Raw genomic sequence first — 26,243 nt, forward strand, 5'->3', positions numbered from 1 at the left:
TGGAACATCGCGGCCCGTTAACGCTTCTTGCTCCGTGCCTTCGGCTTGCTTGCTGCTGGGAGGCGACGGATCTTCACGACCGTGCTGGGGACCTCTAGTACTGCGGCACCGCATTCGACGATCAGTGGAGCGGCCCCGCCGGCCTTGCGGATGGCGGCACCGTCCCGCTCGATCTCGTCCGCCGCGCTGGCGCCCTTGAGGGCGACCAGGAAGCCGTCGGAGCGAACGAGCGGCAAGCACCAGTCCGCGAGCCGGGCGAGCGGGGCGACCGCGCGAGCGGTGACGATGTCGGCGCCACCGAGCTGCTCACGCACAGGCCGCTCCTCCGCGCGTCCACGGACGATGGTGATCGGGAGTTCCAACTTCTCGGCCACCTCGGCCAGCCAGTCCACCCGGCGGGCCATCGGTTCGAGCAAGACGATATCGAGGTCCGGTCGCGCGATCGCGAGCGGTACTCCCGGAAGGCCGGCGCCCGACCCGACATCGACGACGCGGGCGCCCTCGGGCATCTGCTCACCGATGACGGCGGAGTTGAGGACGTGCCGCTCCCACAGCCGCTCGACCTCCCGCGGCCCGATCAGCCCACGCTCGACACCGTGACGCTCGAGGAGTTCGACGTACCCAGCGGCTTGGTCCACCCGCGCACCGAACACTCGCTCCGCCGCGGCCCGCACCGTCTCCGCGGCCTGATCCAAGCTCACTCCGTCTACTCCTCGTCCGCCGGTTTCACGTGAAACCGCGCTGCTTCGATTGTCCCCGATGCCGAGCCGAAAACGAGCCGACGAGCCGCAGATGTGGACAACTCCACTCACCCGGCGGCGCGGCGAAGGCGGTTCCACGTGAAACATCACCGCTGTAATTCGCTCAGCAGCCGCTTCGCGTTCCGCGACGACGCCACCGCCGCAGGGCCGGGCTTGCTCGGGCCGAGGCCGGCTACGCGACCAAGCTCGGCGGACATCGCCGGCCGAGGCAGTGATCCTCATCCACATTGCCGACGGGACACCTCTACCTCGCCGCGGGAGCGGTCGCCGCCGGCGAGAGGATCCGTCCCCCAGCGAGCCGCGAGTTCCACGTGAAACATCACCGCTGTAATTCGCTCGGCCGCGGCTTCGCGTTCCGCAGCCGGATCCCACTGAACCCGAGCGAACTCCCCGCCGCGGCGTCGACGAACACCCACAGGTTCGACACAACCCGAAGCTCGATCCCGGCATCCTCGTGCAACCCGAGGAGATCCCCAACCACCGAAGGCGGCCCCAGCGGCGACACTGCCGACGACGCCACCATCGCATGCGCGTGCTCGCCGAACGGCCGGAACGAAGAAGCCGCGAACCGGTACGCGTACAACCGGACCGTCCGCATCTCCTCGAGCCACCCGTACTCGATCGCGTGCACCCGAGCCGACCCGAGCCATGTCCGGTCCGCCGAGGAAGTCGACGGCGTCACCCACGCCATCGCGCGGGGACACTGGCGAGGAAACCAGTAGTCCGGTGCCCGCTCCGGGCCGACCGCCCACACGTACGCCTCCGGCTGCTGAGCCGTCGCGGCGACGTGTGGCTCGAAGCGCGTGATCGTCGGGTCCTCCGAGAAGTGGACGACCTCACCGGGTGCCGGGCGCATGGCACAAAAGAAGCGGCCCCACCTGACCGAGTCAAGTGGGGCCGCTTCGGCGGAACCGAGTCTCAGGACTCCGGGAAGATCACCACACGGCGCTTCGGGTCCTCGCCCTCGCTCTCGCTCGTGACGCCCGCGACCGCCGCCACGGCGTCGTGGACGACCTTGCGCTCGAACGGGCTCATCGGCTGCAGCCGCACCCGCTCGCCGCTCTGCAGGACCGACTCCGCCGTCGAACGGCCGAGCTCGCGGAGCTCCTCGCGGCGGTCCGCGCGCCAGCCCGCGATGTCCAGCATCAGGCGGCTGCGGGAGCCCGTCTCCTGCTGGACCGCCAGGCGGGTCAGCTCCTGCAGCGCCTCGAGCACGGTGCCGCGCGGGCCGACGAGCTTCTCGAGGTCCTCGCCGCCGTCGATGCTCACGATCGCGCGGCCGGCTTCCACGTCGAGGTCGATGTCACCGTCGTAGTCGAGCAGGTCGAGCAGGCGCTCGAGGTAGTCACCGGCGATGTCGCCCTCCTGGACGAGGATGTCGTCACCGCCCGCCTTCTCCTCGCCCGCCGCGTCCGCTGTCGCGGCCGGGGTCACGTCGTCCTCATCGGCTTCGATCGTTTCGATCGTCTCCGACATCATTCGTCTCCTCTCCGAACCGGTCGCGCCTCAGCGGCGCTTCCGGCCCGACTTCCTGGTCGAGTCTTTGAGAAGGCCCGGCACCCCGGTGCCGTTGTCCTTCGAGCCGTTCTGGCCGTTCGTGTCGGCCGGGGTCTGGTCGCCGTCGGCAGAGGCAGCCGAAGCAGCAGACGCACCCGAGGCGGTCTGCGCGAAGCCGTGCGCCGAGCCCGCCTTGGTCACCTTCTTCTGCGAGCCGCCCTGCGCCGGCTGGTTCTTCTTCTGCTGAACCGGCTTCTGACCGACCTTCGGCGCGGTCGGCTTCTGGCCCGGCTTCGGGCCGAGCGTCGCGCGCTTCTCCGCGGCCTCCGCCTTGCGGGCCGCCTCTTCCTTGTCGATCTTCGTGTAGACGAGCCGCTGCTGCATCAGGGTCCAGCCGTTGTTCGCCAGCCAGTAGAAGAGGAGGCCGAGCGGGAACAGCGCACCGAAGACGAGGACACCGAGCGGGAAGATGTACATCGTCAGCTTGTTCATGATCGCGGTCTGCGGGGTGGCCGACGCGGCGTTCTGCCGGGCCACCGAGTGGCGCGCGGTGAGGTGCGTGGCGATGGACGCGACGATCATCAGGGGCAGCGCGACCGGGAGCACGTTCCAGTGGAAGCCGACGTTCGTGGCGCCACCGCTGACGACCCCGACGCCGTTGTAGACGGCCTCACCGAGGTTGACGCCGAACAGCTTCGCGTTGACGTAGGACTCGACGTCGTGCTGGGTGAAGAAGTAGTTCTCGGTCTTCGGGCCGCCACCGGGCGGCGGCATCGTGAACGCGCGCAGGACGTGGTTCAGGCCGATGAAGACCGGGATCTGGAGCAGCATCGGCAGGCAGCTGCCCAGCGGGTTGACGCCGTGCTCGCGCTGGAGCTTCTGCATCTCCTGCGCCTGGCGCTGCTTGTCGTTCGCGTACTTCTTCTGGAGCTTCTTCATCTCCGGCGCGAAGTCCTGCATCTTCTTCATCGACCGGACCTGGTTCACGAACGGCTTGAACATGATGCCGCGGACCGTGAACGTCAGGAAGATGATGCCGAGGATCCAGGAGATCGCCGCGGCTTCCCCGAAGACGAACCCGAAGACCTTGTGCCAACACCAGAGGATGAAGGACACGGGGTAGTAGATGAAATCGAGCACTGCTGCTACTCCTCGATCGGTGTTTCAGGTCGTCGGTGGCGCCACGAGAACTCCTCGGGCACGGGATCGCGGCCGGGCGGTGTCCACGGGCCGCAGCGCAACAGCCGGCGCAGCGCGAGGTAGGAGCCGCGGCCGGCACCGTGCCGGGTGAGGGCTTCGACTGCGTACGCGCTGCAGCTCGGGTAGAACCGGCAAGCCGGTGGGAGGAAGGGCGAGATCGCCTTGCGGTAGAGCTTGATGGGGAGCAACAGGACCCAGGCGACGGGACCGGGCTTCAGCGGCTCGGCTTCGACGTCGTGCGTGTGGTCGTGCTCGGGGGTGGCTCGCATGCCGGTCACACCGCTGATCCGTGGTCGGGGGTCGCGTCCGCGGGACGCGTCGGGCGGGGGACATCCCCGGCCGGACGGCGCGACGGTGAAAGACCAAGCCGACGCAACGCTGCGTCGAGATCGGCTCCGAGCTCGGCGCTGGACGCGGTCGCGGACGGCGGCAATGCCCTAACGACCAACGCACTGCCGGGCGGCAGGGTTCCGAGCCGCGCCGAAACGAGGTGACGCAGCCGCCGGGTGACGCGGTGGCGGACCACCGAGTTGCCGACGGCCTTGCTCACCACAAAACCCGCCCTGGCCACCGACGGCACTGTGTCATCGAACTGCACAGCGTCGGCAGCCCCGGACGGGTCCGTGGTCAGCGCGTGGACGACGAGGCGGCGCTTGCCTGCCCGGGACCCGCGACGGAGAACCACGCGGAAATCCTCGCTCCGCCGCAGACGTGCGGCAGCCGGCAGCACGGCGCGCCCCGACGTGCCGGATCAGGCGGACAGCGCGGCGCGGCCCTTGCGACGGCGGCCCGCCAGGATGGCCCGGCCGGCACGCGTCCGCATGCGCAGGCGGAAGCCGTGCGTCTTCGCGCGGCGGCGGTTGTTCGGCTGGAAGGTGCGCTTACCCTTGCTCACTGCTTCTCCTGTGTGTCGCGTCGGACGCCGGGGTTTCCGCCCCGTCGTCTGGCGTGTCGTGCGGGCGCACGGCAGTCTCTGGTGTCTCCTACCAACGTGTGGCCTCGTCACGACGAGCGACGACAACGTGGGCACGCGAATAGCACCCGTCGCATACGGGAGACCTTACGAGGGTACGCACCCCCGTCGGGCGGCCGGTAAGCACCCCCTCGGCCACGGTGCGCGACCGGCTCGCGAGCGCGAGATCGTCAACGCCGGGGCACCGAATGGCAACACGCCGTACACCGTGAAATGCTTGCCGCCCAGGATGCCTTGTGGCAGCGGGCGGGGCTTGTTAGCGTGCCTCTCTCGGGTCACCGGTCGAGGTGCACGAGTATCCGGGTGGTGGAGTGCCCACCGGCGTACGACGAGCCCGCAGGTGGCGTCGCCGCGGGTCGCCGTACATTAGTGCACAGCTGTGGACAACTATGTGGATATTCGCTGTGCCGGTGCACACGCGGGTCCGCTGATGCGTACCGGACCGCGTGACCAGGGGCGTTCGGCCGTCCACGCCGACGAGGGGAGGGGAGCCAGACCGGTGTCGGAGCACCAGCACAATCTGGGCGTCATCTGGGAACAGGTGGTACGCGAACTGTCCGACGGGACCCTGTCCCCCCAGCAGCGCGCCTGGATGCGCGTGACCCGCCCGATCGGTCTGCTCGACGGCACCGCCCTGCTGGCGGCCCCCAGTGATTTCGCGAAGGAAGCGATCGAACGCGGTCTGCGCGGCGCGATCACCGACGCGCTCTCCCGGCGGCTCGGCCGCGCCATCTCGCTCGCGGTGAAGGTGGACAGCGCCGAGACCGTCGCGCCGTCGCCCGCGCCCCGGTACGTGCCGTCACCCGGCCGGGTGGAAAACGGCGCGAGCCCCGAGCCCGCTCCCGCGCTGCCGGGCAACGGCGCGCCGATGATGCCGCCGCCGCGTCCCGAACCCGCGCCCCCGATGCCGCCGCACCCGTCCGTCGCGGCGAAGGCCGACGACGGCGACGACACAGATGAAGAGGTGGATGAGGAAGGCGAGGCGCTCGCCGCCGTCCACGAGATCTGGCCGACGTTCTCCGGGCAGCCGATCGCCGGCCAGCCCTACACCGCGCCGGCGCAGCCGCAGACGTCGAAGACGAAGCTGAACGAGAAGTACACCTTCGACACGTTCGTCATCGGCGCGTCCAACCGCTTCGCGCACGCGGCCGCGGTCGCCGTCGCCGAAGCGCCGGCCCGCGCGTACAACCCGCTCTTCATCTGGGGTGAGTCCGGGCTCGGCAAGACGCACCTGCTGCACGCGGTCGGCCATTACGCGCAACGGCTCTTCCCCGGCATGCGCGTCCGGTACGTCTCGACCGAAGAGTTCACGAACGACTTCATCAACTCGCTGCGCGACGACCGCAAGGTCGCGTTCCAGCGCCGCTACCGCGACATCGACATCCTGCTCGTCGACGACATCCAGTTCTTGGAAGGCAAAGAAGGTACGCAGGAAGAGTTCTTCCACACCTTCAACACCCTCCACAACGCGAACAAGCAGATCGTCGTCAGCTCCGACCGCCCGCCGAAGCGCCTCGAGACGCTGGAAGACCGGCTGCGGACGCGGTTCGAGTGGGGCCTGATCACCGACATCCAGCCGCCCGAACTGGAGACGCGCATCGCGATCCTCCGGAAGAAGGCCGCGCAGGACAGGCTGGCGGTGCCGGGCGAAGTCCTGGAGTTCATCGCCTCGCGCGTCGAGGCGAACATCCGGGAGCTCGAAGGCGCGCTCATCCGCGTCACGGCGTTCGCGTCCCTGAACCAGCAGCCGGTCGACGTCGGGCTCGCGGAGATCGTCCTGCGGGACCTGATCCCGGACTCGCACGCGCCGGAGATCACCGCGCCGACCATCATGGGCGTCACGGCCGAGTTTTTCGACGTGACGCTCGACGACCTGTGCGGCCCCGGCAAGACGAAGGCGCTCGCCACCGCCCGCCAGATCGCGATGTACCTCTGCCGCGAGCTCACCGACATGTCGCTGCCGAAGATCGGGCAGACGTTCGGCGGCCGCGACCACACGACCGTCATGCACGCGGACAAGAAGATCCGCAAGGAGATGGCCGAGCGCCGGCGCATCTACGACCAGGTGCAGGAGCTGACGTCGCGCATCAAGCAGCGCGCCCGCCAGTAGCACATCCCTTACCTCCCAACGACTTCGGGGCGTCCGCTCAATGTGGACGCCCCTTTGTCGTCTTTGGACGCGTACGCGCGCGAAGCAGCGAAGCACGCGTACGCGTGCTTCGCCAAACTCGTGAAAATTCTTTGTACACAAGGACCTTTCCCCATGGTGTGGGCGGATTGCCCACAGTGCCAACGGATCTCCCATCAGCGACGACGCGGATTCCGTCCACACCCCGCCCACAGGTGATCCACAGCGCATCCACACCCTTGTCCACGCTGATTCCACAGGTTGCCCACATTCTGTGCACAGGACGGCCCGGTCACTCGGTAGGGCGAACCGGACGCCTCCGCGCACCCCCAGACCCTGGGGACGGAACGCCCCACACCTGGGGACAACCGTGGGGACAACCGGGCCCTTCTGTGGACGAATCGGGGGTCGCCCGAAACCATCCACGGACGGCCCGATCTACCCACAGGTCCGCCACCACGGTTACCCACATGCCCGCGACCGCTCCGACCTGCGCGAACGGGCTCGATCCACACAATCCACACCGCTTACTACTGCTACTGCCTTTAGATCTCTTCTAAGAGAGAACAAAACAAAAACAGGCGAAGGACGAAGTTGGGGACAGCCGCGAGAACGTGTCGGCAAGTCGACAAAGTCAAGGGGAGGCCGAGGTGACGGCGGGGCCCGCGACGGCCTAACGTGGACGCCTGCACCTGGTCCGCGCTCCGGCCGCGCAAGCGGGAGGGCGGACCGGCCGGAGGGGGCAGCCGGTCACTGTCCCGCGAGAACCAGGCCTGGCCCGAGCCACGAGCGCTCGGTCGTCGAAAGGATGCGCGCATGAAGATCCGCGTCGAGCGTGACGGGCTCGCCGACGCCGTCGCGTGGGTGGCCAGAAGCCTCCCCTCCCGGCCTCCCGTGCCGGTTCTCGGCGGTGTCCTGCTCGACGCCGGTTCCGACGGCGACTCCGACGCCCTGACCGTCTCGGGCTTCGACTACGAGGTCTCCGCCACGGTCGGCGTCCCGGCGACGATCGCCGACGGCGGCCGCCTGCTGGTCTCCGGGCGCCTCCTCGCCGACATCACCAAGGCGCTGCCCGCGCAGCCGGTCGAGATCTCCGTCGACGGCTCGCGCGCCACCATCACGTGCGGCACCGCGCGGTTCTCCCTGCCGACCATGCCGGTCGAGGACTACCCGCAGCTGCCGTCCCAGCCCGCCTTCGCGGGCGAGCTCGCGGGCGACGCGTTCGGCCAGGCCGTCACCCAGGTCGTCGTCGCCGCGGGCAAGGACGACACGCTGCCGATGCTCACCGGCATGCGGCTCGAGATCTCCGGCAGCTCGCTGACCCTCGTCGCGACCGACCGGTTCCGGCTCGCCATGCGCGAGTTCACCTGGCAGCCGGCCGAGGGGCTGGCCGACGCCGCGGTGCTCGTCCCGGCGCGCACGCTCGCCGAGGCCGCCAAGACGCTCGGCGCGAGCGGCGCCACGATCCGCCTCGCGCTCGCCAGCGGCGAGGGCCTGCTCGGCCTGTCCGGTTCCGGTCGCTACACGACGACCCGCCTGCTCGACGCGGAGTTCCCGCCGTACCGCCAGCTGCTGCCCGCGTCGCACACCTCGCGCGCGGTCATCGACGTGTCCGCTCTCACCGAGTCCATCAAGCGTGTTTCGCTGGTGGCGGAGCGGGGGACTCAGGTACGACTGGAGTTCGGGGACAACTCGCTGCGGTTGTCCGCGGGCGGTGACGACGAGGGAAGCGCCGAAGAGGAGCTTCAGGTCGAGTACGAAGGTGAGCCGGTGACCATCGCGTTCAACCCGGGTTACCTCGTCGACGGCCTCGGCGCGCTCCACAGCGACCGGGCGGAGCTGACGTTCACCACGCCGAACCGGCCGGCGCTGATCAAGCCCGCCGACCCCGAGGGCAACGTCGTCCCCGGCTACCTCTACCTCCTGATGCCGGTCCGCCTCCCGGGCTGACCCGCAACTTTCGTTAGCACGTAAGGGGATCTCATGGTTCAGCTCGGTCTGATCGGCCTGGGCAAGATGGGCTTCAACATGCGTGAGCGGCTGCGCGCGGCCGGTCACGAGGTGGTCGGCTACGACCGCAACCCGGACGTCAGCGACACGACGTCGCTCGAGGACCTGGTGTCCAAACTGGACGGCCCGCGGATCGTCTGGATCATGGTCCCGGCCGGCGACCCGACGCGCCAGACCGTCACCGAGCTGAGCAACCTGCTCTCCGCCGGCGACATGGTGATCGACGGCGGCAACTCGAAGTACACCGACGACAAGCTGAACGCCGACCTGCTCGCGGCCAAGAACATCGGCTACGTCGACTGCGGCGTCTCCGGTGGCGTGTGGGGCAAGGAGAACGGCTACGGCCTGATGGTCGGCGGTACCGCGGCCGACGTCGAGAAGGCCATGCCGATCTTCGACGCGCTGCGCCCGGAAGGCCCGCGCGAAGAGGGCTTCTCGCACGCGGGCGACGTCGGCGCGGGGCACTACGCGAAGATGATCCACAACGGCATCGAGTACGGCATGATGCAGGCCTTCGCGGAGGGCTTCGAACTGCTCGAGGCCGCGAAGGTCGTCAAGGACGTGCCCGCCGTGATCAAGGGCTGGCAGCGCGGCACGGTCGTCCGGTCCTGGCTGCTCGACCTGCTCGTCCGCGCGCTCGACGAGGACCCGGAGCTGGACGACCTCGAGGGCTACGTCGAGGATTCCGGCGAAGGCCGGTGGACGCTGGAAGAGGCGATCAACAACGCGGTGCCGGCGCCGGTCATCTCGGCCGCGCTGTTCGCGCGGTTCGCCTCGCGCCAGGAGCACTCGGCCGCGATGCGCGCGGTGGCCGCGCTGCGCAACCAGTTCGGCGGGCACGCCGTGAAGAAGGTCGGCGGGTAAGGAGCAGCTGGTGTATCTGCGTCACCTGCAGGTCACCGACTTCCGCTCCTGGCCGCAGGCCGATCTCGCGCTCGACCCGGGGCCGACCGTGCTGGTCGGCCAGAACGGTCGCGGCAAGACCAACCTGCTGGAGGCGATCGGGTACGTCGCGACGCTGGGCTCGCACCGCGTCGCGACGGACGCGCCGCTCATCCGGCACGGCTGCGAGCGCGCGCTGGTGCGGGTCGCGGTGGTCAACGACGACCGCGAGCTGACGGTCGAGCTCGAGATCACCAACGGCCGCGCGAACCGCGCCCGGGTCAACCGCGGCGCGGTCGGCCGGCCGCGCGACGTGCTCGGGATCCTGCGCACGGTGCTGTTCTCGCCGGAGGACCTGGCGCTCGTCCGAGGCGACCCGAGCGAGCGAAGACGGTTCCTCGACGAGCTCCTCGTGCTGCGCGCGCCGCGGTACGCGGGGGTCCGGGCCGACTACGAGAAGGTGCTGAAGCAGCGCAACGCCCTGCTCAAGACGGCGGGGAAACGCCGTACAGGCCGCGAAGACCCGTACGCGCTCTCGACGCTGGAAGTCTGGGACGACCACCTCTCGGTGGCGGGCGCGGAGCTGCTGGCCGCGCGCCTGAACCTCGTCGCGGACCTCGGGCCGTACGCGGCCGCGGCGTACATGGGGGTGGCGCCGGACTCGCGGCCGGCGAAGATCTCGTACAAGTCGTCGCTGGGTGAGGCCCTGCCGGAGACGTACGGCGTACCGGATGGTGAACGGGCGCAACCCGAAGTCCTGAAGGACGTCCTACTCAAGGCGCTCGGTGAAGCTCGGAAGGCCGAGCTCGAGCGCGGGATCAGCTTGGTCGGCCCGCACCGGGACGAGCTGGAGCTGATCCTGGGCGAAGCGCCGGCCAAGGGGTACGCGAGCCACGGCGAGTCGTGGTCGTTCGCGCTCGCCCTCCGGCTCGGCAGCTACGAGCTGCTGCGCGGGGAGGCGGGCGAACCGGTGCTGCTGCTCGACGACGTGTTCGCCGAGCTGGACCGCAAGCGCCGGGCCCGGCTGGCCGAGGTGGCCGCGAGCGCCGAACAGGTGCTGGTGACCGCCGCGGTCGACGAAGACGTGCCCAGCGAGCTGGCCGGCGGCCGGTTCGTGGTGGCGGATGGTGAGATCACGCGTGGCTGAGCAGGGCGAACCGGGGTCGGCAAGATCGACTCGCGCACCGCGTGTGATCGCCGACACAGCAGTTACCCACCGATCTGGGGACAAACCTGTGGACAGTGTGGATAAACCCGTGCCCGAGTTATCGCCGCGCGTGACCAAAACCCCGGAACAGCCGCTTGACGCCCCTCGCACGGGGGTTAACCCACGTGGGTCGGCTACTTCAAGTACGCAGAGTGAAGGTGGCACTGCTCCGAATGGGCAGACGGGCCGGGACCTGGCCCACGCCGCGCTCGAAGCGGCGAAGGCCAAGGCCAAGGAACGCGGGACGTCGCCGGGTTACCGGCGCCGCGCGGTCGGTGGTGGCGGGGGCCAGAACCCCCGGCGTCGCCGCTGGTCGGGGCCGGGAGCGGACCCGCGTGACCCGCAGCCGCTGGGCCGGCTCGTCTCGCGGCTGGTCACCGACCGGGGCTGGAACGAGAGCGTCACAACCGCCCGCGTCTTCGCGCAGTGGGCCCGGCTGGTCGGCGAGGACGTCGCCGAACACGCTCAGCCGGTCGCGCTCAAGGACGGCGAGCTCACCGTCCGCGCCAGCTCCACGGCGTGGGCGACGCAGCTGCGGCTACTGCAGGGGAAGCTGCTGCACAAGATCGCGGCGGGGGTCGGGAACGGCGTCGTCAAGCGCATGCGGATCCAGGGTCCGACCGCCCCGAGCTGGCGGAAAGGGCCCCGGCACGTGCCGGGTCGCGGCCCGCGTGACACGTACGGCTGACCCGGGTTGCGCGATGCTCGGTTGAATGCCCCGAGAACGCATCCAGGCCTCCCGAAATACGTCAAGACTCGGCTCGGACCGATTTCGTCCGTCTGCGACGCGCTCAGGGGTGTCCTTGCCGCATGCCAGCGGACGCGGCCAAGTACACTGGGAGGGAGCGAGCGTCCGCTCGGGCGAGACGAGGAGAAACAACGCCGGTGACCGAGAACAAGAGCGAGTACAACGCGTCGTCGATCACGGTGCTCGAAGGCCTCGAAGCGGTCCGCAAGCGCCCTGGCATGTACATCGGTTCCACCGGTGAACGCGGCCTGCACCACCTCGTCCAGGAGGTCGTGGACAACTCCGTCGACGAGGCGATGGCCGGTTACGCCACCAAGGTCGAGGTTACCCTGCTCGCCGACGGTGGGGTGCGCGTCGTCGACGACGGCCGCGGCATCCCCGTCGACATGCACCCCAAGGAGCAGAAGCCGACCCTCGAGGTCGTGCTGACCGTGCTCCACGCGGGCGGCAAGTTCGACAGCGACTCCTACGCGGTGTCCGGCGGCCTGCACGGCGTCGGCGTCTCGGTGGTGAACGCGCTGTCGACGAAGCTGCTCGCCGAGGTCAAGTACGGCGGCCGCAGCTGGCGCCAGGAGTACACCGACCAGATCCCCGGCCCGCTCGAGGACCTCGGCCCGGCGTCGGAGACCGGCACCACGATCACCTTCTGGGCCGACAGCAACATCTTCGAGACCACGACGTACAACTTCGAGACCATCTCGCGCCGGCTGCAGGAGATGGCGTTCCTCAACAAGGGGCTGACGCTGTCCCTGCGCGACGAGCGCGTCGCCGACGAGGAGACCGAAGAGGACGCCGAGGGCAAGGTCGCGCGGGTCAAGGAGAAGACCTACTGCTACCCGGGCGGGCTCGAGGACTTCGTCAAGCACATCAACGGCAGCAAGGACCCGATCCACTCCAGCGTGATCTCCTTCGACGCGAAGGGCACCGGCCTCGAGGTCGAGGTCGCGATGCAGTGGAACACCGGCTTCACGCCGTCGGTCTACACGTTCGCCAACACGATCAACACCCACGAGGGCGGCACCCACGAAGAGGGCTTCCGCGCCGCGCTGACCCGCGTCGTCAACTCCTACGCGCGCGACAAGAAGCTGCTCAAGGAGAAGGACGCCAACCTGACCGGTGACGACGTGCGCGAGGGCCTCGCCGCGATCGTCTCGATCAAGCTGGCCGAGCCGCAGTTCGAGGGCCAGACCAAGACCAAGCTGGGCAACAGCGAGGCCAAGACGTTCGTGCAGCAGACGTCGAACGAGTGGCTGGCGGACTGGTTCGAGCGCAACCCCACCGAGGCGAAGACGATCATCAACAAGTCGATCTCCTCGGCCCAGGCCCGGATGGCCGCGCGCAAGGCGCGTGACCTGGTCCGCCGCAAGGGCGCGCTGGAGATCGGCGGCCTGCCCGGCAAGCTCAAGGACTGCCGCTCGACCAACCCGGCGGAGTGCGAGCTCTACATCGTCGAGGGTGACTCGGCCGGCGGCTCGGCCAAGGAGGGCCGGGACTCGATGTACCAGGCGATCCTGCCGATCCGCGGCAAGATCATCAACGTCGAGAAGGCCCGCATCGACCGCGTCCTGAAGAACACCGAGGTCCAGTCGCTGATCACCGCGCTGGGCACCGGCATCCACGACGAGTTCGACCTCCAGAAGCTGCGCTACCACAAGATCGTGCTGATGGCCGACGCCGACGTCGACGGCCAGCACATCACCACGCTGCTGCTCACCCTGCTGTTCCGGTTCATGGCGCCGCTGATCGAGCACGGCCACGTCTTCCTGTCGCGGCCGCCGCTGTACAAGATCAAGTGGCCGCGGGCGGAACCGGAGTACGCGTACTCCGACCGCGAGCGCGACGCCGTCATCCAGGCGGGCGTCGAGGCCGGCAAGAAGCTGCCGAAGGACGACGCCATCCAGCGCTACAAGGGTCTCGGCGAGATGAACGCCGAGGAGCTGTGGGAGACCACGATGGACCCGGCGAACCGGCTGCTGGGCCAGGTCACGATGGACGACGCCGCCCAGGCCGACGAGCTGTTCTCGGTCCTGATGGGCGAGGACGTCGAGGCCCGCCGGTCGTTCATCACGCGCAACGCCAAGGACGTGCGCTTCCTGGACGTCTAGCCGTCCCCCTCCCGTTCGACACCCCGCACTCGAGAAGGACCCATGACGGAAACCTTGCCGCCGGCGCCGGACCACGACCGGATCGAACCGGTCGACATCCAGCAGGAGATGCAGCGCTCCTACATCGACTACGCGATGAGCGTGATCGTGTCGCGCGCGCTGCCGGACGTGCGGGACGGCCTCAAGCCGGTCGCCCGCCGCATCCTGTACTCGATGTTCGACTCCGGCTTCCGGCCGGACCGCGGGTACAACAAGTGCTCCCGCGTCGTCGGCGACGTCATGGGCAACTACCACCCGCACGGCGACTCGGCGATCTACGACGCGCTGGTCCGGCTCGCCCAGCCGTGGTCGCTGCGCTACCCGCTGATCGACGGCCAGGGCAACTTCGGCTCGTCGGGCAACGACCCCGCGGCCGCCATGCGGTACACGGAGTCCCGGCTCGCGCCGCTGGCCATGCAGATGCTGGCCGACATCGAAGAAGACACCGTCGACTTCTCCGACAACTACGACGGCCGCACGCAGGAGCCCGACGTCCTGCCGTCGCGCTTCCCGAACCTGCTGGTCAACGGCGGTTCCGGGATCGCGGTCGGGATGGCGACCAACATCCCGCCGCACAACCTGCGCGAGGTCTCCGACGGCGTCGTCTGGGCGCTGGAGAACCCCGAGGCGACCGACGACGAACTCCTGGCCGCGCTGCTGGTCCGCGTCAAGGGCCCGGACTTCCCGACCAAGGCGATGATCCTCGGCACGTCCGGCATCGAAGACGCGTACCGCACGGGCCGCGGCTCGATCCGGATGCGCGCGGTCGTCGAGGTCGAAGAGGACGCGAAGGGCCGCACGATCCTGGTCGTGTCCGAGCTGCCGTACCAGGTCAACCCGGACAACCTGGTCGAGAACATCGCGAACCTGGTCCGCGACGGCAAGCTCACCGGCATCGCCGACATCGCCGACGAGTCCAACAGCCGGTCGGGCATGCGGATCGTCGTCACGATCAAGCGGGACGCCGTCGCGAAGGTCGTGCTGAACAACCTGTTCAAGCACACCCAGCTGCAGCAGAACTTCGGCGTCAACATGCTGGCGCTGGTCGACGGCGTGCCGCGCACGCTGCGGCTCGACCAGATCATCCGGCACTACGTGAAGCACCAGGTCGAGGTCATCGTCCGGCGGACCAAGTTCCGCCTGAAGAAGGCCGAAGAGCGGGCCCACATCCTGCGTGGGTACGTCAAGGCGCTGGACATGCTCGACGAGGTCATCGCGCTGATCCGGCGGTCGCCGTCCGCGGACGAGGCCCGGCCGGCCCTGATGGAGCTGCTGGACGTCGACGAGATCCAGGCGACCGCGATCCTCGACATGCAGCTGCGGCGCCTCGCCGCCCTGGAGCGCCAGCGGATCATCGACCAGCTGGCCGAGATCGAGCTCGAGATCGCCGACCTGAAGGACATCCTCGACAAGCCGGAGCGGCAGCGCGCGCTGATCCGCGACGAGCTGATGGCGATCGTCGAGAAGTACGGCGACGACCGGCGCACGCAGATCGTCGGCTTCGGCGGCGACGTCACCGACGAGGAACTCATCGCGGTCGAGGACGTCGTCGTCACCATCACCCGCACGGGGTACGCCAAGCGAACGAAAACGGATCTGTACCGCTCGCAGAAGCGCGGCGGCAAGGGCGTGCAGGGTGCGACGCTGAAGCAGGACGACATCGTCCAGCACTTCTTCGTCTGCTCGACGCACGACTGGATCCTGTTCTTCACGAACAAGGGCCGCGTCTACCGGACGAAGACCTACGAGCTGCCCGAGGCCAACCGCAACGCGCGCGGCCAGCACGTGGCGAACCTCATGGCGTTCCAGCCGGACGAGCAGATCGCCCAGGTCATCCAGATCAAGAACTACGAGGTCGCGCCGTACCTGGTGCTCGCCACCAAGCGCGGCCTGGTGAAGAAGACGAAGCTCACCGACTTCGACTCCAACCGCTCCGGCGGCCTCATCGCCATCAACCTGCGCGAAGGCGACGAGCTGGTCGGCGCGGTGCTCGCGGCGGCCGAGGACGACCTGCTGCTGGTGTCGGCCGAGGGCCAGTCGATCCGCTTCCACGCGACCGACGAGGCACTGCGCCCGATGGGCCGCCCGACGTCCGGCGTGATGGGCATGCGCTTCAACGACGGCGACGAGCTGCTCGGCATCAGCGTCGTCAAGGAGGGCAAGTTCCTGCTGGTCGCGACGGACGGCGGGTACTCCAAGCGGACGCCGATCGAGGACTACCCGGTCCAGGGCCGCGGCGGCAAGGGCGTGCTCACCATTCAGCACGACCGCAAACGTGGCAGGCTGGTGGGTGCGCTCATCGTCGACGCCGAGGACGAGCTCTACGCGATCACCTCGAGCGGCGGCGTGATCCGCACGCCGGCGGGCGACGTGCGCAAGGCAGGGCGGCAGACGAAGGGGGTCCGGCTGATGAATCTCGGCGAAGGAACCACTCTTCTCGCCGTCGCACGCAACGCGGACGAGCCTTCGGACGTCGCCAATGGTGACACCCCCGAAGACGCGCCGGCTCCGGAAGCACCTGACGCGGCGGGTGAGGAAACGACGGCCACGCCGGAGCAGTAAATTTGCTCTCCGACGGCGGCCCCACGGCACGGGTAAGGACTGACTCTTCGTGACACCATCCGAGAATCCCGAGGCAGCGGGTTCGAACGGGACTCCGGCGAGCCCGCCCTGGCAGAGGGTTGGCAAGGACGGCGACTCCGAAGCGACGGTCAAGCTGGCCACGGAGGACGCGCTGCCGTCCGGGGAGACCCAGCCGGTCTCCCCGGACCAGCGCCCGGTGGTAACGGGCAGCGCGGCCCCCAAGCTGTTCGGCGACACCCCACCGTCCGGCGCCGAGGTGCCCCCGGCCTCGGCCCAGCGAGCCCGCCCGAGCGCCCTCCGCCGTCCGGGCCGCGGCCCGCGTAGGGCGTCGCTGCAGGTGAAGCGGTTCGACCCGTGGTCGGTGCTGAAGCTGTCCCTGGTGCTGGGCGTGGCGATGTTCTTCGTCTGGCTGGTAGCGGTCGGCGTCCTGTACACGGTGCTGGACGGCATGGGCGTGTGGGACAAGCTGAACGGAACGTACTCATCCCTGGTGGGCGGCGAAGGAGCCAACGCATCCTCGGAACCGCTGATCAGCGCAGGCCGCGTGTTCGGCATCGCGGCGATCCTGGGAGCGATCAACATCGTCCTGGTGTCGGCGCTGGCCACGGTGAGCGCGTTCATCTACAACGTGTCGGCTGACCTGGCAGGCGGCCTGGAAGTCACGCTGTCGGAGCGAGAGTAACCCGGTTGCAGGGCCCCTCCGGGGGTCCTGTAAAGTTCTCCTCGTTCAAGGGCCTATAGCTCAGGCGGTTAGAGCGCTTCGCTGATAACGAAGAGGTCCCAGGTTCAAGTCCTGGTAGGCCCACGCAGGTCAAGCCCGGTCCGTGTCCCGCGGACCGGGCTTTTGCGTGACCTGGGTGACTAAGTGGGTGACTGCGGGCCTAGTCGGACCTCGACTTCATCGGGAGTTGCGCGCGTTCCACGGACGTCGACGACGATGCCAGCAACGGCCGTACGGTCCGGCGAGTAGCTGGTGAGGATGGCATTGGCGAATGTTGCGGTCTCAGCGAGCGGACGATCGATCCTCGGTAGAGCACTGGCGAACGTGGCGGTGTCGAAGGAGGCGTCACCGGCGAAGGTCGCTTTGCCAAACGAGGCCTCGCCTACGAAGGTGGCGCCGCTGAACCAGGCTTCGCGGCTGAAAGTTGTCGCGGTGAGCCGAGCGTCGCTCGCGAAGATCACGTCACCGAACGCTGCTGCACGGAGGAAGGTCGCACCGCTGAACCGGGCTTCGCCGGTAAAGGCCGTACCGTTGAACAAGACTCCGCGAGTGAATGTTGAGTCGGCAAACCAGGCGTCGCGGGTAAAGGTCAAGTCGTTGAACCAGGCGTTGTCGGTGAAGGTCACGTCGCCAAACCACGCGACGCCGGTGAACGTCGCACCGCCGAACCCTACTTCGCCTGCGAACATCGCGTTGTTGAACTCAGCATCTTCGCCGAAGGTCGCACCATTGAACCAGGCGTCGCGGGTAAAGATCACGCCGTCGAACGAGGCTTCATGGGTAAAGATCGCGTCGTCGAACCACGCGCCACCCGTGAAGGTCGTATTCCTGAACCGCGATGCACCCCCGAACGTGGCGCCGCTGAAGCGACCATTCCGTGGTTTGCAGTCTTCCAGGGTGAACTCGATGAGGTGTGCGTTGGTGAGGTCGATGTCGATGTCGCCCCAGAACTTGCGGCGGTCCTGCGGAGCAAGGTGATCGGTGAGTATTCGCTGGCCAGCGAGTCGGACTTCGCGTTCCTGGATCCGCTCTTGAAGTTCCGTACTGTCGGAGGCCAGCGTGGCGTCCGGAGGCATGTAGGGCATGCGCAGGTATGCGCATATGACGTTGACGATGCTTTGTCGCTGTCCTGGATTGTTATGCGCGAGGCGTTCCAAGGCATAGAGGCCGGCCAGTCGCACTGGAGCCTCAGCAGAGCCGAGCTGGTCGGCGGCTTTGGTATACAGGTCGGTGACGTTTTTCTCCGTAGCGTCACTTTCGTTGTGCCACTGGCGACGCACTGCCAGCAGAAGCGCGAAAATACCCGTGGTGCCTGCGCCGATGCCGAGGCCCGTCTTGATGGCGTCGACCCGCGCAGCACCTGGATCCTTCGCTGCGGAGGCCTCACTCAGCAGCCAGCTGGTCGCGGCCCAAGCCACGACGACTACGACGATCGCGGCCGCGGCGACAACCCACCAGCTCATTACCGACGTTTGCGTCCGTGGTGCATGCTGGCCACGTAGCCGCCAACTCGCGGCGGTGATAGCTAGCCCGGCAGCAACGAACAGGGCGAACGGCACGGCGTGCGGACGTGCCCACTGGCCTAATGCCGACCAGTTGACCCACCCGAATGACACTGTCATCCCAGCTACCAGCGCGGTCACACCGAGCGCAAACGCGCCGCGCGCAGGTGCCCAGTTCAACTCCAGCTGACGACGCAACTTCGGCTTCCACTCTGTCACGCACCGTCAGTCGCTGTTAAGGGACGCTGTGCTACATCGAGGCCCAGCCGTGTAAGCGTCCGATGTTGGCGTAGTCACGCAGGTCAAGGGCCGGTTCGCGAAACGCGCGAACCGGTCCTTGTGGTCGGTTTCAGAGTGACTACGCCGCCGAATCCGGAAAGATCGCGTCCATCGCTTTCGCTCCATCCTGGATTACCGGCCGTAGCTGGTGGCGGTAAACCAGCTCGGTCACCTTTGTGTCCGAGTGCCCCACCAACCGCGAGATCTCCTCGATGGTGAGTCCGCTGTCGGAGAGCAACGACACGAAGCTGTGACGCAACTCTCGCGGTGTCCAGTCCCTCGGTTCGAGCCCTGCGAGCTTCAAGATGCGGCGGAACCCGCGCCGGACATTGGCCGCGTCGAGCTGCGTCCCGACGTCCGACGCGAACACGATCCCGAGTTGTTGCCACCGGTCGCCGGCCGACTCGCGCTGACGCTTCTGGCGGAGCTTCTGGCGCTCCAGCGCGTCGACCGCCCGACCGGGAAGCGCGAGCGAACGCCGTGACTTCTTGGTCTTCGTGTCCCCACCTGCCCGTACCGACCTCCACACGTTGACGTGTGGAGGAATCGGCGGCTCCGCGTCCAGCTTCCCGATTATGTCGACCTCCGGCCACGCCAGCGGGCGCGCCTCCTCGGTCCGCGCGCCGGTCAGCAGCGAAACCACCGTGTAGTCGCCGTACGTGGAGTCCTCCGCCTCCGCGGCGGCGAGCACCGCTACGGCCTCGCGTGCTGTCAACCGCTTACCGGCTCGGCGCCGGCATTGCAGGTCGGCTTGGCTTCGACGACCTGGCGTACACCTCGGCGGCTCGGGCGATCGAGGCGGCCACAGAGTCGGACGCGCCCGAGGTAGAGGCCGCGATCTCGCTGCGGTACTTGGCGTGGACACTGGTCCGCCAGGGTCGCACCGAGGACGCTGAACGGGTCGCTACGCAGGCGGCCGCCCAGATCGAACCGCGGATGCTCGACCGTGACCCGGTGCGTGCCGGCGTGTTCGGCAACCTGCTGTTCAACGCCGCGACCGCTGCGCTGCGCACTGGGAGTGCCAGCCGCGCTGAGGACCTTCTTGCCGCTGCTCACGCTGCTGCGATTCGGTCACGAGGCGACACGGCCTCGGAGGCCGCGATCTTCGGCCCGCGCGTCGCCGCACTCCAGAACGTCGAGCTTGCGGCGAGGGCTGGCGACCCCGAACAGGCCCTCCGCCTGGGGGCCGCTGTGCCGGACGCAACGGGCGACGTACCGGCGTTCTGGGAGGCAGGTCACCGGCTGCTCCTCGCAGCTGCGGCTGCGGATCTCCGTCACGACCGAGACGCGCTGGCGTGGCTTGCCGAGGCACGCGACCTGGCGCCTGACTGGGTGCGCTACCAGCCACTCGGTAAGACCACGATGCGCCGTCTTGTCGATCGAGCAACCCGGCGTCGTGGGCCAGAGTTCGCCGCGCTCGCCGCCCACTATGGGGTGGTCGAATAACTGGCGAACGCTGCGTCCTCGAACGGCCGATACGCGGTATGACCGCACGCCTTGCAGAGTCTAACTGAGGGTTATTGGTGCGCCTTATAACAAGACTGATATTCCCCAGAATTGACTGGATTGGAGTCAACCGGCTGCGCCAGTGTGGTTACCGCAATGCTACGATTTTCAGCTGAAGAAGGATCCTTTCATATAGTCTACGAACTGCAGAATGCGCGTGCGCCAGATCATCGATCTTCGCTCATTGAATGATTGAAGGCCTCTACGTGGGCTGCTAGCCCCCTCTGTGCGTAATCCCATCCCGTCCGATTTTCGTATTTATCTCTTAATTTCAAGGCTGGGTCCGTACAAGCTCTTGCCAGATCTTCACCTATTTCATTAAAATATTGTGGATGTCGACGGCTCCACTCGACAAATGTGGCCGCTGTCGCGAGGCGCACATCGTTGTCTTCATCTCGGAAAAGTTTGGCGACAGCTTCTCTGAGACTTCGCGTAGGTAGCGCTTGTTGTAGTGCTGTTACAGCTTGTTCCCGTATCGAGTAGTCCGCGTCGTGGGTTGCGAGTTGAACCAGGGCGGTGATCACCGGGTCGTTCAGCTGTCCACCACCAGCCAGCACTCCTATGGCCCGCACTCGCACGGTCGAGTCGGGGCTAGGGTCGATCCCGGGGTCGATGACAGGGTCGATGTCGGGGTCGGTGACGAGTTGAACCAGGGCGGTGATTACCGGCTCGCTCAGCTGTCCACCGTCGGCCAGCGCCGATCCCGCGTGCACCCGCACGGACGGGTCGATGTCGGGGTCGGTGGTGAGTTGAACCAGGGCGGTGATCACCGGCTCGCTCAGCTGTCCACCGTCAGCCAGCGCCGATATCGCCCGCTCCTGCACTGACGGGTCGATGTCGGGGTCGGTGGTGAGTTGAACCAGGGCGGTGATCACCGGCTCGCTCAGCTGTCCTTTACCAGCCAGCGCCGATCCCGCGTGCGCCCGCACGGACGGGTCGATGTCAGGGTCGGCGGTGAGTTCGAGGAGGGCGGTGATCACTGGCTTGCTCAGCTGTCCACTACGAGCCAGCGCCGATATCGCCCGCTCCTGCACGGACGGGTCGATGTCGGGGTCAGTGGTGAGTTGAACCAGGGCGGTGATTACCGGCTCGCTCAGCTGTCCACCGTCGGCCAGCGCCGATCCCGCGTGCACCCGCACGGACGGGTCGATGTCGGGGTCGGTGGTGAGTTGAACCAGGGCGGTGATCACCGGTTGGCTCAGCTGTCCACCGTCGGCCAGCGCCGATGTCGCCCGCATCCGCACGTACGAGTCGGTGGCGAGTTGAACCAGGGCGGTGATCACCGGTTGGCTCAGCTGTCCACCGTCGGCCAGCGCCGATCCCGCCTGCACCCGCACGTACGGGTCGATGTCGGGGGCGGTGGTGAGTTGAATCAAGGCGGTGATCACCGGCTCGCTCAGCTGTCCACTACCAGCCAGCGCCGATATCGCTCGCATCCGCATGAACGGGTCGGGGCCGGGGTCGGTGGCGAGTTGGAGGAGAGTGGTGATCACCGGTTGGCTCAGCTGTCCACCGTCAGCCAGCATTGATCCCGCCTGCACCCGCACGGACGGCTCGATGTCGGGGTCGGTGACGAGTTGAACCAGGGCGGTGATCACCGGCTCGCTTGGCTCTCCACCACCAGTCAGCACTGATCGCGCCTCCAACTCAACGAACGGGTCGGTGGTGAGTTGAACCAACGCGGTGATCACTGGTTCGCTCAGCTGTCCACGGTCGGCCAGCGCCGATCCCGCCTGCACCCGCACGGACGGGTCGATGTCGGGGTCGGCGGTGAGTTGGAGGAGGGCGGTGATCACTGGCTTGCTCAGCTGTCCACGGTCGGCCAGCGCCGATCCCGCCTGCACCCGCACGGACGGGTCGATGTCAGGGTCGGCGGTGAGTTCGAGGAGGGCGGTGATCACTGGCTTGCTCAGCTGTCCACTACGAGCCAGCGCCGATATCGCCCGCCCCTGCACGTACGTGTCGATGTCGGGGTCGGCGGTGAGTTGAACCAAGGCGGCGATTACCGGCTTGCTCAGCTGTCCACCGTCGGCCAGCGCCGATCCCGCCCGCACCCGCACGGACGGGTCGATGTCGGGGTCGGCGGCGAACTGAACCAGGGCGGTAACACTTGCGGGCAGTAGCGCGCCGAACTGAGCGGCGATATCTGCCAACGCGACCCAGGGCCGCACTGTCTCCGGCGTGAGCAAATCGGCTCGTTTATCCACGGCGGTGATGTAGCGGTCGGCGGCTTTTGTGCCGGTCAGCGCGGCGAGATGCCTTTCCAGCGCCTGGAAGTAACTGGTGAAACGGCACCGGCTGCGCTCGGGGTCGAGTCGTTCGTTGATCGCCAGAGTGATGGTGTGGTCGATCGTGGCGGTCTGTACGGGAGTGTCGTCGGCTAGGACGCGGAGCATGAACAGAAAATCGCGTCCAAGCAGATCCTCGTACGGGCTGGGCTCCGTACCGGGATAGATGGCCTGGGCAACAACGTCGTCGATCTGATCGGCGTAGTCGGTTCCGATCAGGCCGAGCGCCAGGAGGATCGGTTCTTCGTAGCGGGGATCGTGCAGATGGCCACGCATTACAGGGACCCGTTCTGTAGCCGTGCCACGGAACGCCAGCGACCGCCCAGTGTAGTACTCCTCGAACGTCAAATGCGCGAACCCATACCGGCCTGGCGCCCGCTCGACCAGAAGACCAGTGTGACTATCGGCCTTCTCGATGAATTCCAGCACACCCCGGCCGGCCTCGGTGTCCAGAGGGTCAGCCGTTAACAGCGCGTCCGGATCCCAAGTGCTGCCCTGATGTGCCGCCCACAGCGGGCCGAGGACCCGCAGCAACTCCAATTTGGTGGCCGCGCCCTCGGGACGGTTCTGATGCATCCATGCACCGAGTTCGATCAGCCATTTGTTCAGAATCCGTTCGTCTGGTAAATCGGCGTCAGCGACCCCCTGGGCGCTGCGCCATGTGCGGCCCAGCGCGGTGCACACCTCCACGTAGGCTTCCACCCTCCGGTGCGGCAGCCGTCCACTGGCCCGATGGACCAATACCAGCGCCGTCAGCAACAGCGGATTGGCTGCCAGTCGGCGTACCCCAGCGTTTGAACGCAGCGCTTGCTCAATCGCGGCGGTCTCCCGCGCACCGGCCTCGATGATCGCAGCCTTACTCTTATCCGGCGTCTCTGCCTGTTCCACCTGTCGGCAGTAGACCTGCAGGAACTGGCTGATCGTGTCGTCATCCATGTCATTCAGGCGCATCGCTGTAAACGGCTGTGGTAACGGAGCAGCTTGGTAGCCGGCGACCCGGCTGGTCACCACAAACCGGTTACCGGATCGACTGTGGGCGGCTACAAAATTCACCACCGATGTGACCACTTCGCGGCGCAGTTCAGCCGACGCAACCTCGTCCAGTCCGTCCAGTAGGATCAGGCAACGACCGGCCTCCAATTGCTGCTTCAACATGCTAACCAGCCCGGGAAGGCGACACTCCGAGCGGTTTAAATAGTCCGGTAAGAAGTCGCTGATTCCTACCCGTGGGTGCTCCTGACGGGCGTAATCCCCGATCCGTATATAGATCGGCAACCGCGCCGGCCGCCCCTGCACTGGCTCGCCCTTGAGTACCGCGCGCGCATGGCGAAGTGCCAGGTACCGCAGCAGAGTCGTTTTACCTGTACCGGGATCACCCAGCACCAAAACCTGCGAGGCGTCTCTCACCGAATCCAACACCAGCACGGGCTGGTCGATCTCGCCACCAACGTCGATGGCGAACTTGCGGCCGTACTGTGTCTGCAACCGGTCTAGGACAGCCTCGTAACCGACTTGATCAAGATCCCCCGCCTCCAGCAGCGCGGCCGCCTTCTGGCGTTCCTGCTCGAACCACAACCGGGCCCGATCACCGGGGTGGCGATCGGCCCGTGCTCTCAGCCCGACGAAGACCTCCTCCAGTGGCAACTGCACCGTCGTATTACGCACCACACCGGCGGTACGCACATAGCGGTGCTGATCAATCAGCCATCCCAGATAGCCAACCCGATCATCCTCAGATGATGGCCCGGCAGCCATCGCTTCCGCGATTGAGGTAGTCGCGTCGGCTGTGCGGGCCGCGTCCGCACGCTCGAGAAATGCATGCAGCGCAGACTCAGTGCGAACTTCGCGTTCCAATGCTGTTAGCATCGCCTTGAATAGCGGCCGCAATGCAAGAATTCGATCAAGCCGCTCGTCGTCCGACCGCGATGGGCCCAGTGAGTCAACCGCCCGTTCCGCGAATTTCGCCGCGGAAGGAGTCAGACCAGCCACCAACACCTTCGACAACTCGTCAGCGCCCTCGTGTTCCCAGAACCCCGCGTTGATGTCAAAACCTGCCAACTGGCCACCGTGGATCCTCTCAACCTCGGTGAACGCACGTCCCAGCGCGCGCTCCAATGCCTTCTCCTCTGAGGTGCCCAGCACCCACTTACGAGCACCCTTGGCCGCGACGATGCCGATCTCTTTACCTGCTCGCGACAAGATCGCTTTTGCCAACGGGGCAACAGCTACCGACATAAGGTCCACGATCGAGAGTATATAGTCGACGCTGCGACCCGTCGCGGTAGCCGCACTTGGCAAAATATACAGATATTGTGTGATTAATTGACATGTCTCCTTTCAGTGTGGCGGGTGCAACCTGTGGATAATTCGATCATTCAGGCCGAGGTGACGACGTTGCATGGCTCGCGCAAGCGGGCGCGAGTTAAGTCTTGAACGTGGTTATCGACATTTCTGAATGTTCGATTTTTGTCACCGTGATCGATCGACATGTGATCCGGACGTTTCTCTTGGTGAATCACCAACTGCCGGCGAACCCCTTGGCAATGGAAGATAACAGCGAACACTGCCCAGGAGACTTCCTCGTCTGGTAACGCTGTAGAGCTTGGGTGACAAACTGGGCGACAACCACGGCGATGCTCTGCGATCATTGGCGGACGTCTGCGGACGCTGAACGTGAGGTCACTGACCATCTGCTTAATCAGAAAGCTGTGCTCTTGCCCTGATAACGAAGAGGTCCCAGGTTCAAGTCCTGGTAGGCCCACAGAACAAGGCCGGTTCGCAGTTCGTGAACCGGCCTTTGTCTTTTCAGCCGGCGTCGTGGGCGGTGTTTTCGAGCCAGTGCCGGGCAAGGGCGGTCTCGCCGTCGACGGTGATGCCGAGGTCGCCCAAGGGAAGCCGCCGGGTCAACGTCAGCAGCAGCGAGCTCGCCGGTCCGGTCACCGTCACGTCGGCCGGCCGGGCGCCGGGCTGCCACTTCGCTCCCTCCGGCCGCCGTTCGACGAACCACGCGGCCGGGGTGTCGGTCGCCTGCCACAGCAAAGTCTGTCCGGTGCCGCGGATGCTGTGTGCCGACTCGGATCGCTGCAGTTCCCACGTCGGCGAGGTCAGCATCGTCAAGTGGTTGCCGATCAGCGCGGCCGCGACGGTCGCGTCGATGTCGGCCGGGCGGTTCGCCGCGTTCGTCGCGTCGAAGCCGTGGATGACCGCCTCGTTGACCATGCTCGTCAGCCAGAACTGCGTTCCGGAACGTTCGTCCCCCGCGGCGTTGAACACCGGTGCGTCCAGCGCGTCATCGGAACACGCGGTCGCGACGCGCTGTGCGGACTCCGCCAGCCATGCTCGCCATTCGCGGGGTCGGGCGGGCATTCGGGCAGCTCGGTGGGCAGCTGGGTGGGGTCGGTGATGCGCCGCTCGATGATCTCCGCGACCCAGTGCTGGGTCTGGCCGATGTGCGCGACCAGGTCGGAGACAGTCCACGCCGGGGCGGTCGGCACGGCGGCGCCGGGGCCGGCCGCGATGGCTGCTTCCGCCAGCTGCCGGGTGTGGTCGATGATCGCTCGCCGGGCTTGGTCCGTGCTCAGTTCGGTCATTGCTCGCCCCTCGGTCGGTCGAATGGTTCGCCTTCGACAACGCGTCGAACGAGGATGGCCGGAATCGACGGAGCCCGGATACAGGTCAGCCCTGCCGGGAAGAGAATGAACCGGCAGGGCTGAGCGGTCACGGTCGGCGCGCGCCACGGTCGCCTCTCGGCGAATTGGCTCGACGCGGCTCCAGCCGAACGGAACTCCGCGAAGGCGGTGGTTGAGGCCCGGGG

General features: G+C 67.2%; 21 protein-coding genes and 1 tRNA gene. 10 read left to right on the forward strand and 12 right to left on the reverse strand.

Annotation, left to right across the window (positions count from 1 at the left end):
• Positions 1–17: 17 nt before the first annotated feature.
• The 7 genes from rsmG to rpmH all read right to left on the reverse strand — a co-directional run bounded on the left by rsmG (position 18) and on the right by rpmH (position 4,353).
• Entirely contained in the window at positions 18–701 is a 684-nt protein-coding gene (rsmG, locus tag ACERZO_RS26985) for a 16S rRNA (guanine(527)-N(7))-methyltransferase RsmG (protein ID WP_372667556.1), read from the reverse strand.
• 379 nt (positions 702–1,080) lie between these two features.
• Positions 1,081–1,617, reverse strand: a complete 537-nt coding sequence (locus ACERZO_RS26990) for a DUF6886 family protein (RefSeq protein ID WP_372667557.1) — start codon at positions 1,615–1,617, stop codon at positions 1,081–1,083.
• Between the two features lie 62 nt (positions 1,618–1,679).
• On the reverse strand, positions 1,680–2,237 hold the full coding sequence (locus ACERZO_RS26995) for a Jag family protein (protein WP_372667558.1): 558 nt from the start codon (positions 2,235–2,237) through the stop codon (positions 1,680–1,682).
• A 30-nt stretch (positions 2,238–2,267) separates the two neighbouring features.
• Positions 2,268–3,398 carry a membrane protein insertase YidC gene (yidC, locus tag ACERZO_RS27000; protein WP_372667559.1) on the reverse strand — a complete coding sequence of 377 codons (1,131 nt, stop codon included), beginning with the start codon at positions 3,396–3,398 and terminating at the stop codon, positions 2,268–2,270.
• Between the two features lie 5 nt (positions 3,399–3,403).
• Entirely contained in the window at positions 3,404–3,727 is a 324-nt protein-coding gene (gene yidD, locus ACERZO_RS27005) for a membrane protein insertion efficiency factor YidD (RefSeq protein ID WP_372667560.1), read from the reverse strand.
• 5 nt (positions 3,728–3,732) lie between these two features.
• Positions 3,733–4,188, reverse strand: coding sequence for a ribonuclease P protein component (gene rnpA, locus ACERZO_RS27010; RefSeq protein WP_372667561.1), 456 nt, complete (start codon positions 4,186–4,188; stop codon positions 3,733–3,735).
• A 21-nt stretch (positions 4,189–4,209) separates the two neighbouring features.
• Entirely contained in the window at positions 4,210–4,353 is a 144-nt protein-coding gene (gene rpmH / locus ACERZO_RS27015; RefSeq protein ID WP_003082934.1) for a 50S ribosomal protein L34, read from the reverse strand.
• A 577-nt stretch (positions 4,354–4,930) separates the two neighbouring features.
• On the opposite strand from rpmH, the gene dnaA reads away from it, so the two are divergent.
• The 9 genes from dnaA (at position 4,931) to ACERZO_RS27060 (ending at position 16,938) form a co-directional block, all read left to right on the forward strand.
• Positions 4,931–6,541 (forward strand): chromosomal replication initiator protein DnaA, encoded by a 1,611-nt coding sequence (gene dnaA, locus ACERZO_RS27020; RefSeq protein ID WP_372667562.1) that lies wholly within the window; start codon positions 4,931–4,933, stop codon positions 6,539–6,541.
• 834 nt (positions 6,542–7,375) lie between these two features.
• Complete coding sequence (gene dnaN, locus ACERZO_RS27025; RefSeq protein ID WP_372667563.1) at positions 7,376–8,509, forward strand: DNA polymerase III subunit beta; 1,134 nt, start codon at positions 7,376–7,378, stop codon at positions 8,507–8,509.
• Between the two features lie 33 nt (positions 8,510–8,542).
• Entirely contained in the window at positions 8,543–9,433 is an 891-nt protein-coding gene (gene gnd / locus ACERZO_RS27030) for a phosphogluconate dehydrogenase (NAD(+)-dependent, decarboxylating) (RefSeq protein WP_372667564.1), read from the forward strand.
• 10 nt (positions 9,434–9,443) lie between these two features.
• The gene (gene recF, locus ACERZO_RS27035; RefSeq protein ID WP_372667565.1) at positions 9,444–10,598 is read left to right on the forward strand and encodes a DNA replication/repair protein RecF; all 1,155 of its coding nucleotides are present in this window, start codon (positions 9,444–9,446) and stop codon (positions 10,596–10,598) included.
• Between the two features lie 253 nt (positions 10,599–10,851).
• Positions 10,852–11,346, forward strand: coding sequence for a DciA family protein (locus tag ACERZO_RS27040; RefSeq protein WP_372667897.1), 495 nt, complete (start codon positions 10,852–10,854; stop codon positions 11,344–11,346).
• A 197-nt stretch (positions 11,347–11,543) separates the two neighbouring features.
• Positions 11,544–13,511 carry a DNA topoisomerase (ATP-hydrolyzing) subunit B gene (gene gyrB / locus ACERZO_RS27045; protein ID WP_372667566.1) on the forward strand — a complete coding sequence of 656 codons (1,968 nt, stop codon included), beginning with the start codon at positions 11,544–11,546 and terminating at the stop codon, positions 13,509–13,511.
• 42 nt (positions 13,512–13,553) lie between these two features.
• Positions 13,554–16,112: a DNA gyrase subunit A gene (gene gyrA, locus ACERZO_RS27050; RefSeq protein ID WP_372667567.1), complete on the forward strand. Its 2,559-nt coding sequence runs from the start codon at positions 13,554–13,556 to the stop codon at positions 16,110–16,112.
• Positions 16,113–16,161: 49 nt separating this feature from the next.
• Positions 16,162–16,815 (forward strand): DUF3566 domain-containing protein, encoded by a 654-nt coding sequence (locus tag ACERZO_RS27055; RefSeq protein ID WP_372667568.1) that lies wholly within the window; start codon positions 16,162–16,164, stop codon positions 16,813–16,815.
• 49 nt (positions 16,816–16,864) lie between these two features.
• Positions 16,865–16,938 (forward strand) — tRNA-Ile (locus ACERZO_RS27060).
• 56 nt (positions 16,939–16,994) lie between these two features.
• Here ACERZO_RS27060 and ACERZO_RS27065 read toward each other — a convergent pair.
• Together ACERZO_RS27065 and ACERZO_RS27070 are read right to left on the reverse strand one after the other, a co-directional pair.
• Positions 16,995–18,575 (reverse strand): pentapeptide repeat-containing protein, encoded by a 1,581-nt coding sequence (locus ACERZO_RS27065; RefSeq protein ID WP_372667569.1) that lies wholly within the window; start codon positions 18,573–18,575, stop codon positions 16,995–16,997.
• Between the two features lie 139 nt (positions 18,576–18,714).
• Positions 18,715–19,350 (reverse strand): site-specific integrase, encoded by a 636-nt coding sequence (locus ACERZO_RS27070; protein ID WP_372667570.1) that lies wholly within the window; start codon positions 19,348–19,350, stop codon positions 18,715–18,717.
• Here ACERZO_RS27070 and ACERZO_RS27075 point away from each other — a divergent pair.
• The gene (locus tag ACERZO_RS27075) at positions 19,341–20,081 is read left to right on the forward strand and encodes a hypothetical protein (protein WP_372667571.1); all 741 of its coding nucleotides are present in this window, start codon (positions 19,341–19,343) and stop codon (positions 20,079–20,081) included. The two genes, ACERZO_RS27070 and ACERZO_RS27075, sit on opposite strands and share 10 nt — an antisense overlap.
• Positions 20,082–20,308: 227 nt before the next feature.
• Here ACERZO_RS27075 and ACERZO_RS27080 read toward each other — a convergent pair whose 3' ends face one another.
• The 3 genes from ACERZO_RS27080 to ACERZO_RS27090 all read right to left on the reverse strand — a co-directional run bounded on the left by ACERZO_RS27080 (position 20,309) and on the right by ACERZO_RS27090 (position 26,019).
• Positions 20,309–24,664 carry a HEAT repeat domain-containing protein gene (locus ACERZO_RS27080; RefSeq protein WP_372667898.1) on the reverse strand — a complete coding sequence of 1,452 codons (4,356 nt, stop codon included), beginning with the start codon at positions 24,662–24,664 and terminating at the stop codon, positions 20,309–20,311.
• Between the two features lie 570 nt (positions 24,665–25,234).
• A complete protein-coding gene (locus ACERZO_RS27085) occupies positions 25,235–25,702 on the reverse strand; it encodes a hypothetical protein (RefSeq protein ID WP_372667572.1) in 468 nt (155 codons plus the stop codon).
• Positions 25,654–26,019 carry a maleylpyruvate isomerase N-terminal domain-containing protein gene (locus ACERZO_RS27090; protein ID WP_372667573.1) on the reverse strand — a complete coding sequence of 122 codons (366 nt, stop codon included), beginning with the start codon at positions 26,017–26,019 and terminating at the stop codon, positions 25,654–25,656. The genes ACERZO_RS27085 and ACERZO_RS27090 overlap by 49 nt, the downstream gene beginning before the upstream one ends.
• Positions 26,020–26,243: the final 224 nt, after the last annotated feature.

The sequence above is a fragment of the Amycolatopsis kentuckyensis genome, from assembly GCF_041679295.1.
Classification (GTDB): Bacteria; Actinomycetota; Actinomycetes; order Mycobacteriales; family Pseudonocardiaceae; genus Amycolatopsis; species Amycolatopsis kentuckyensis_A.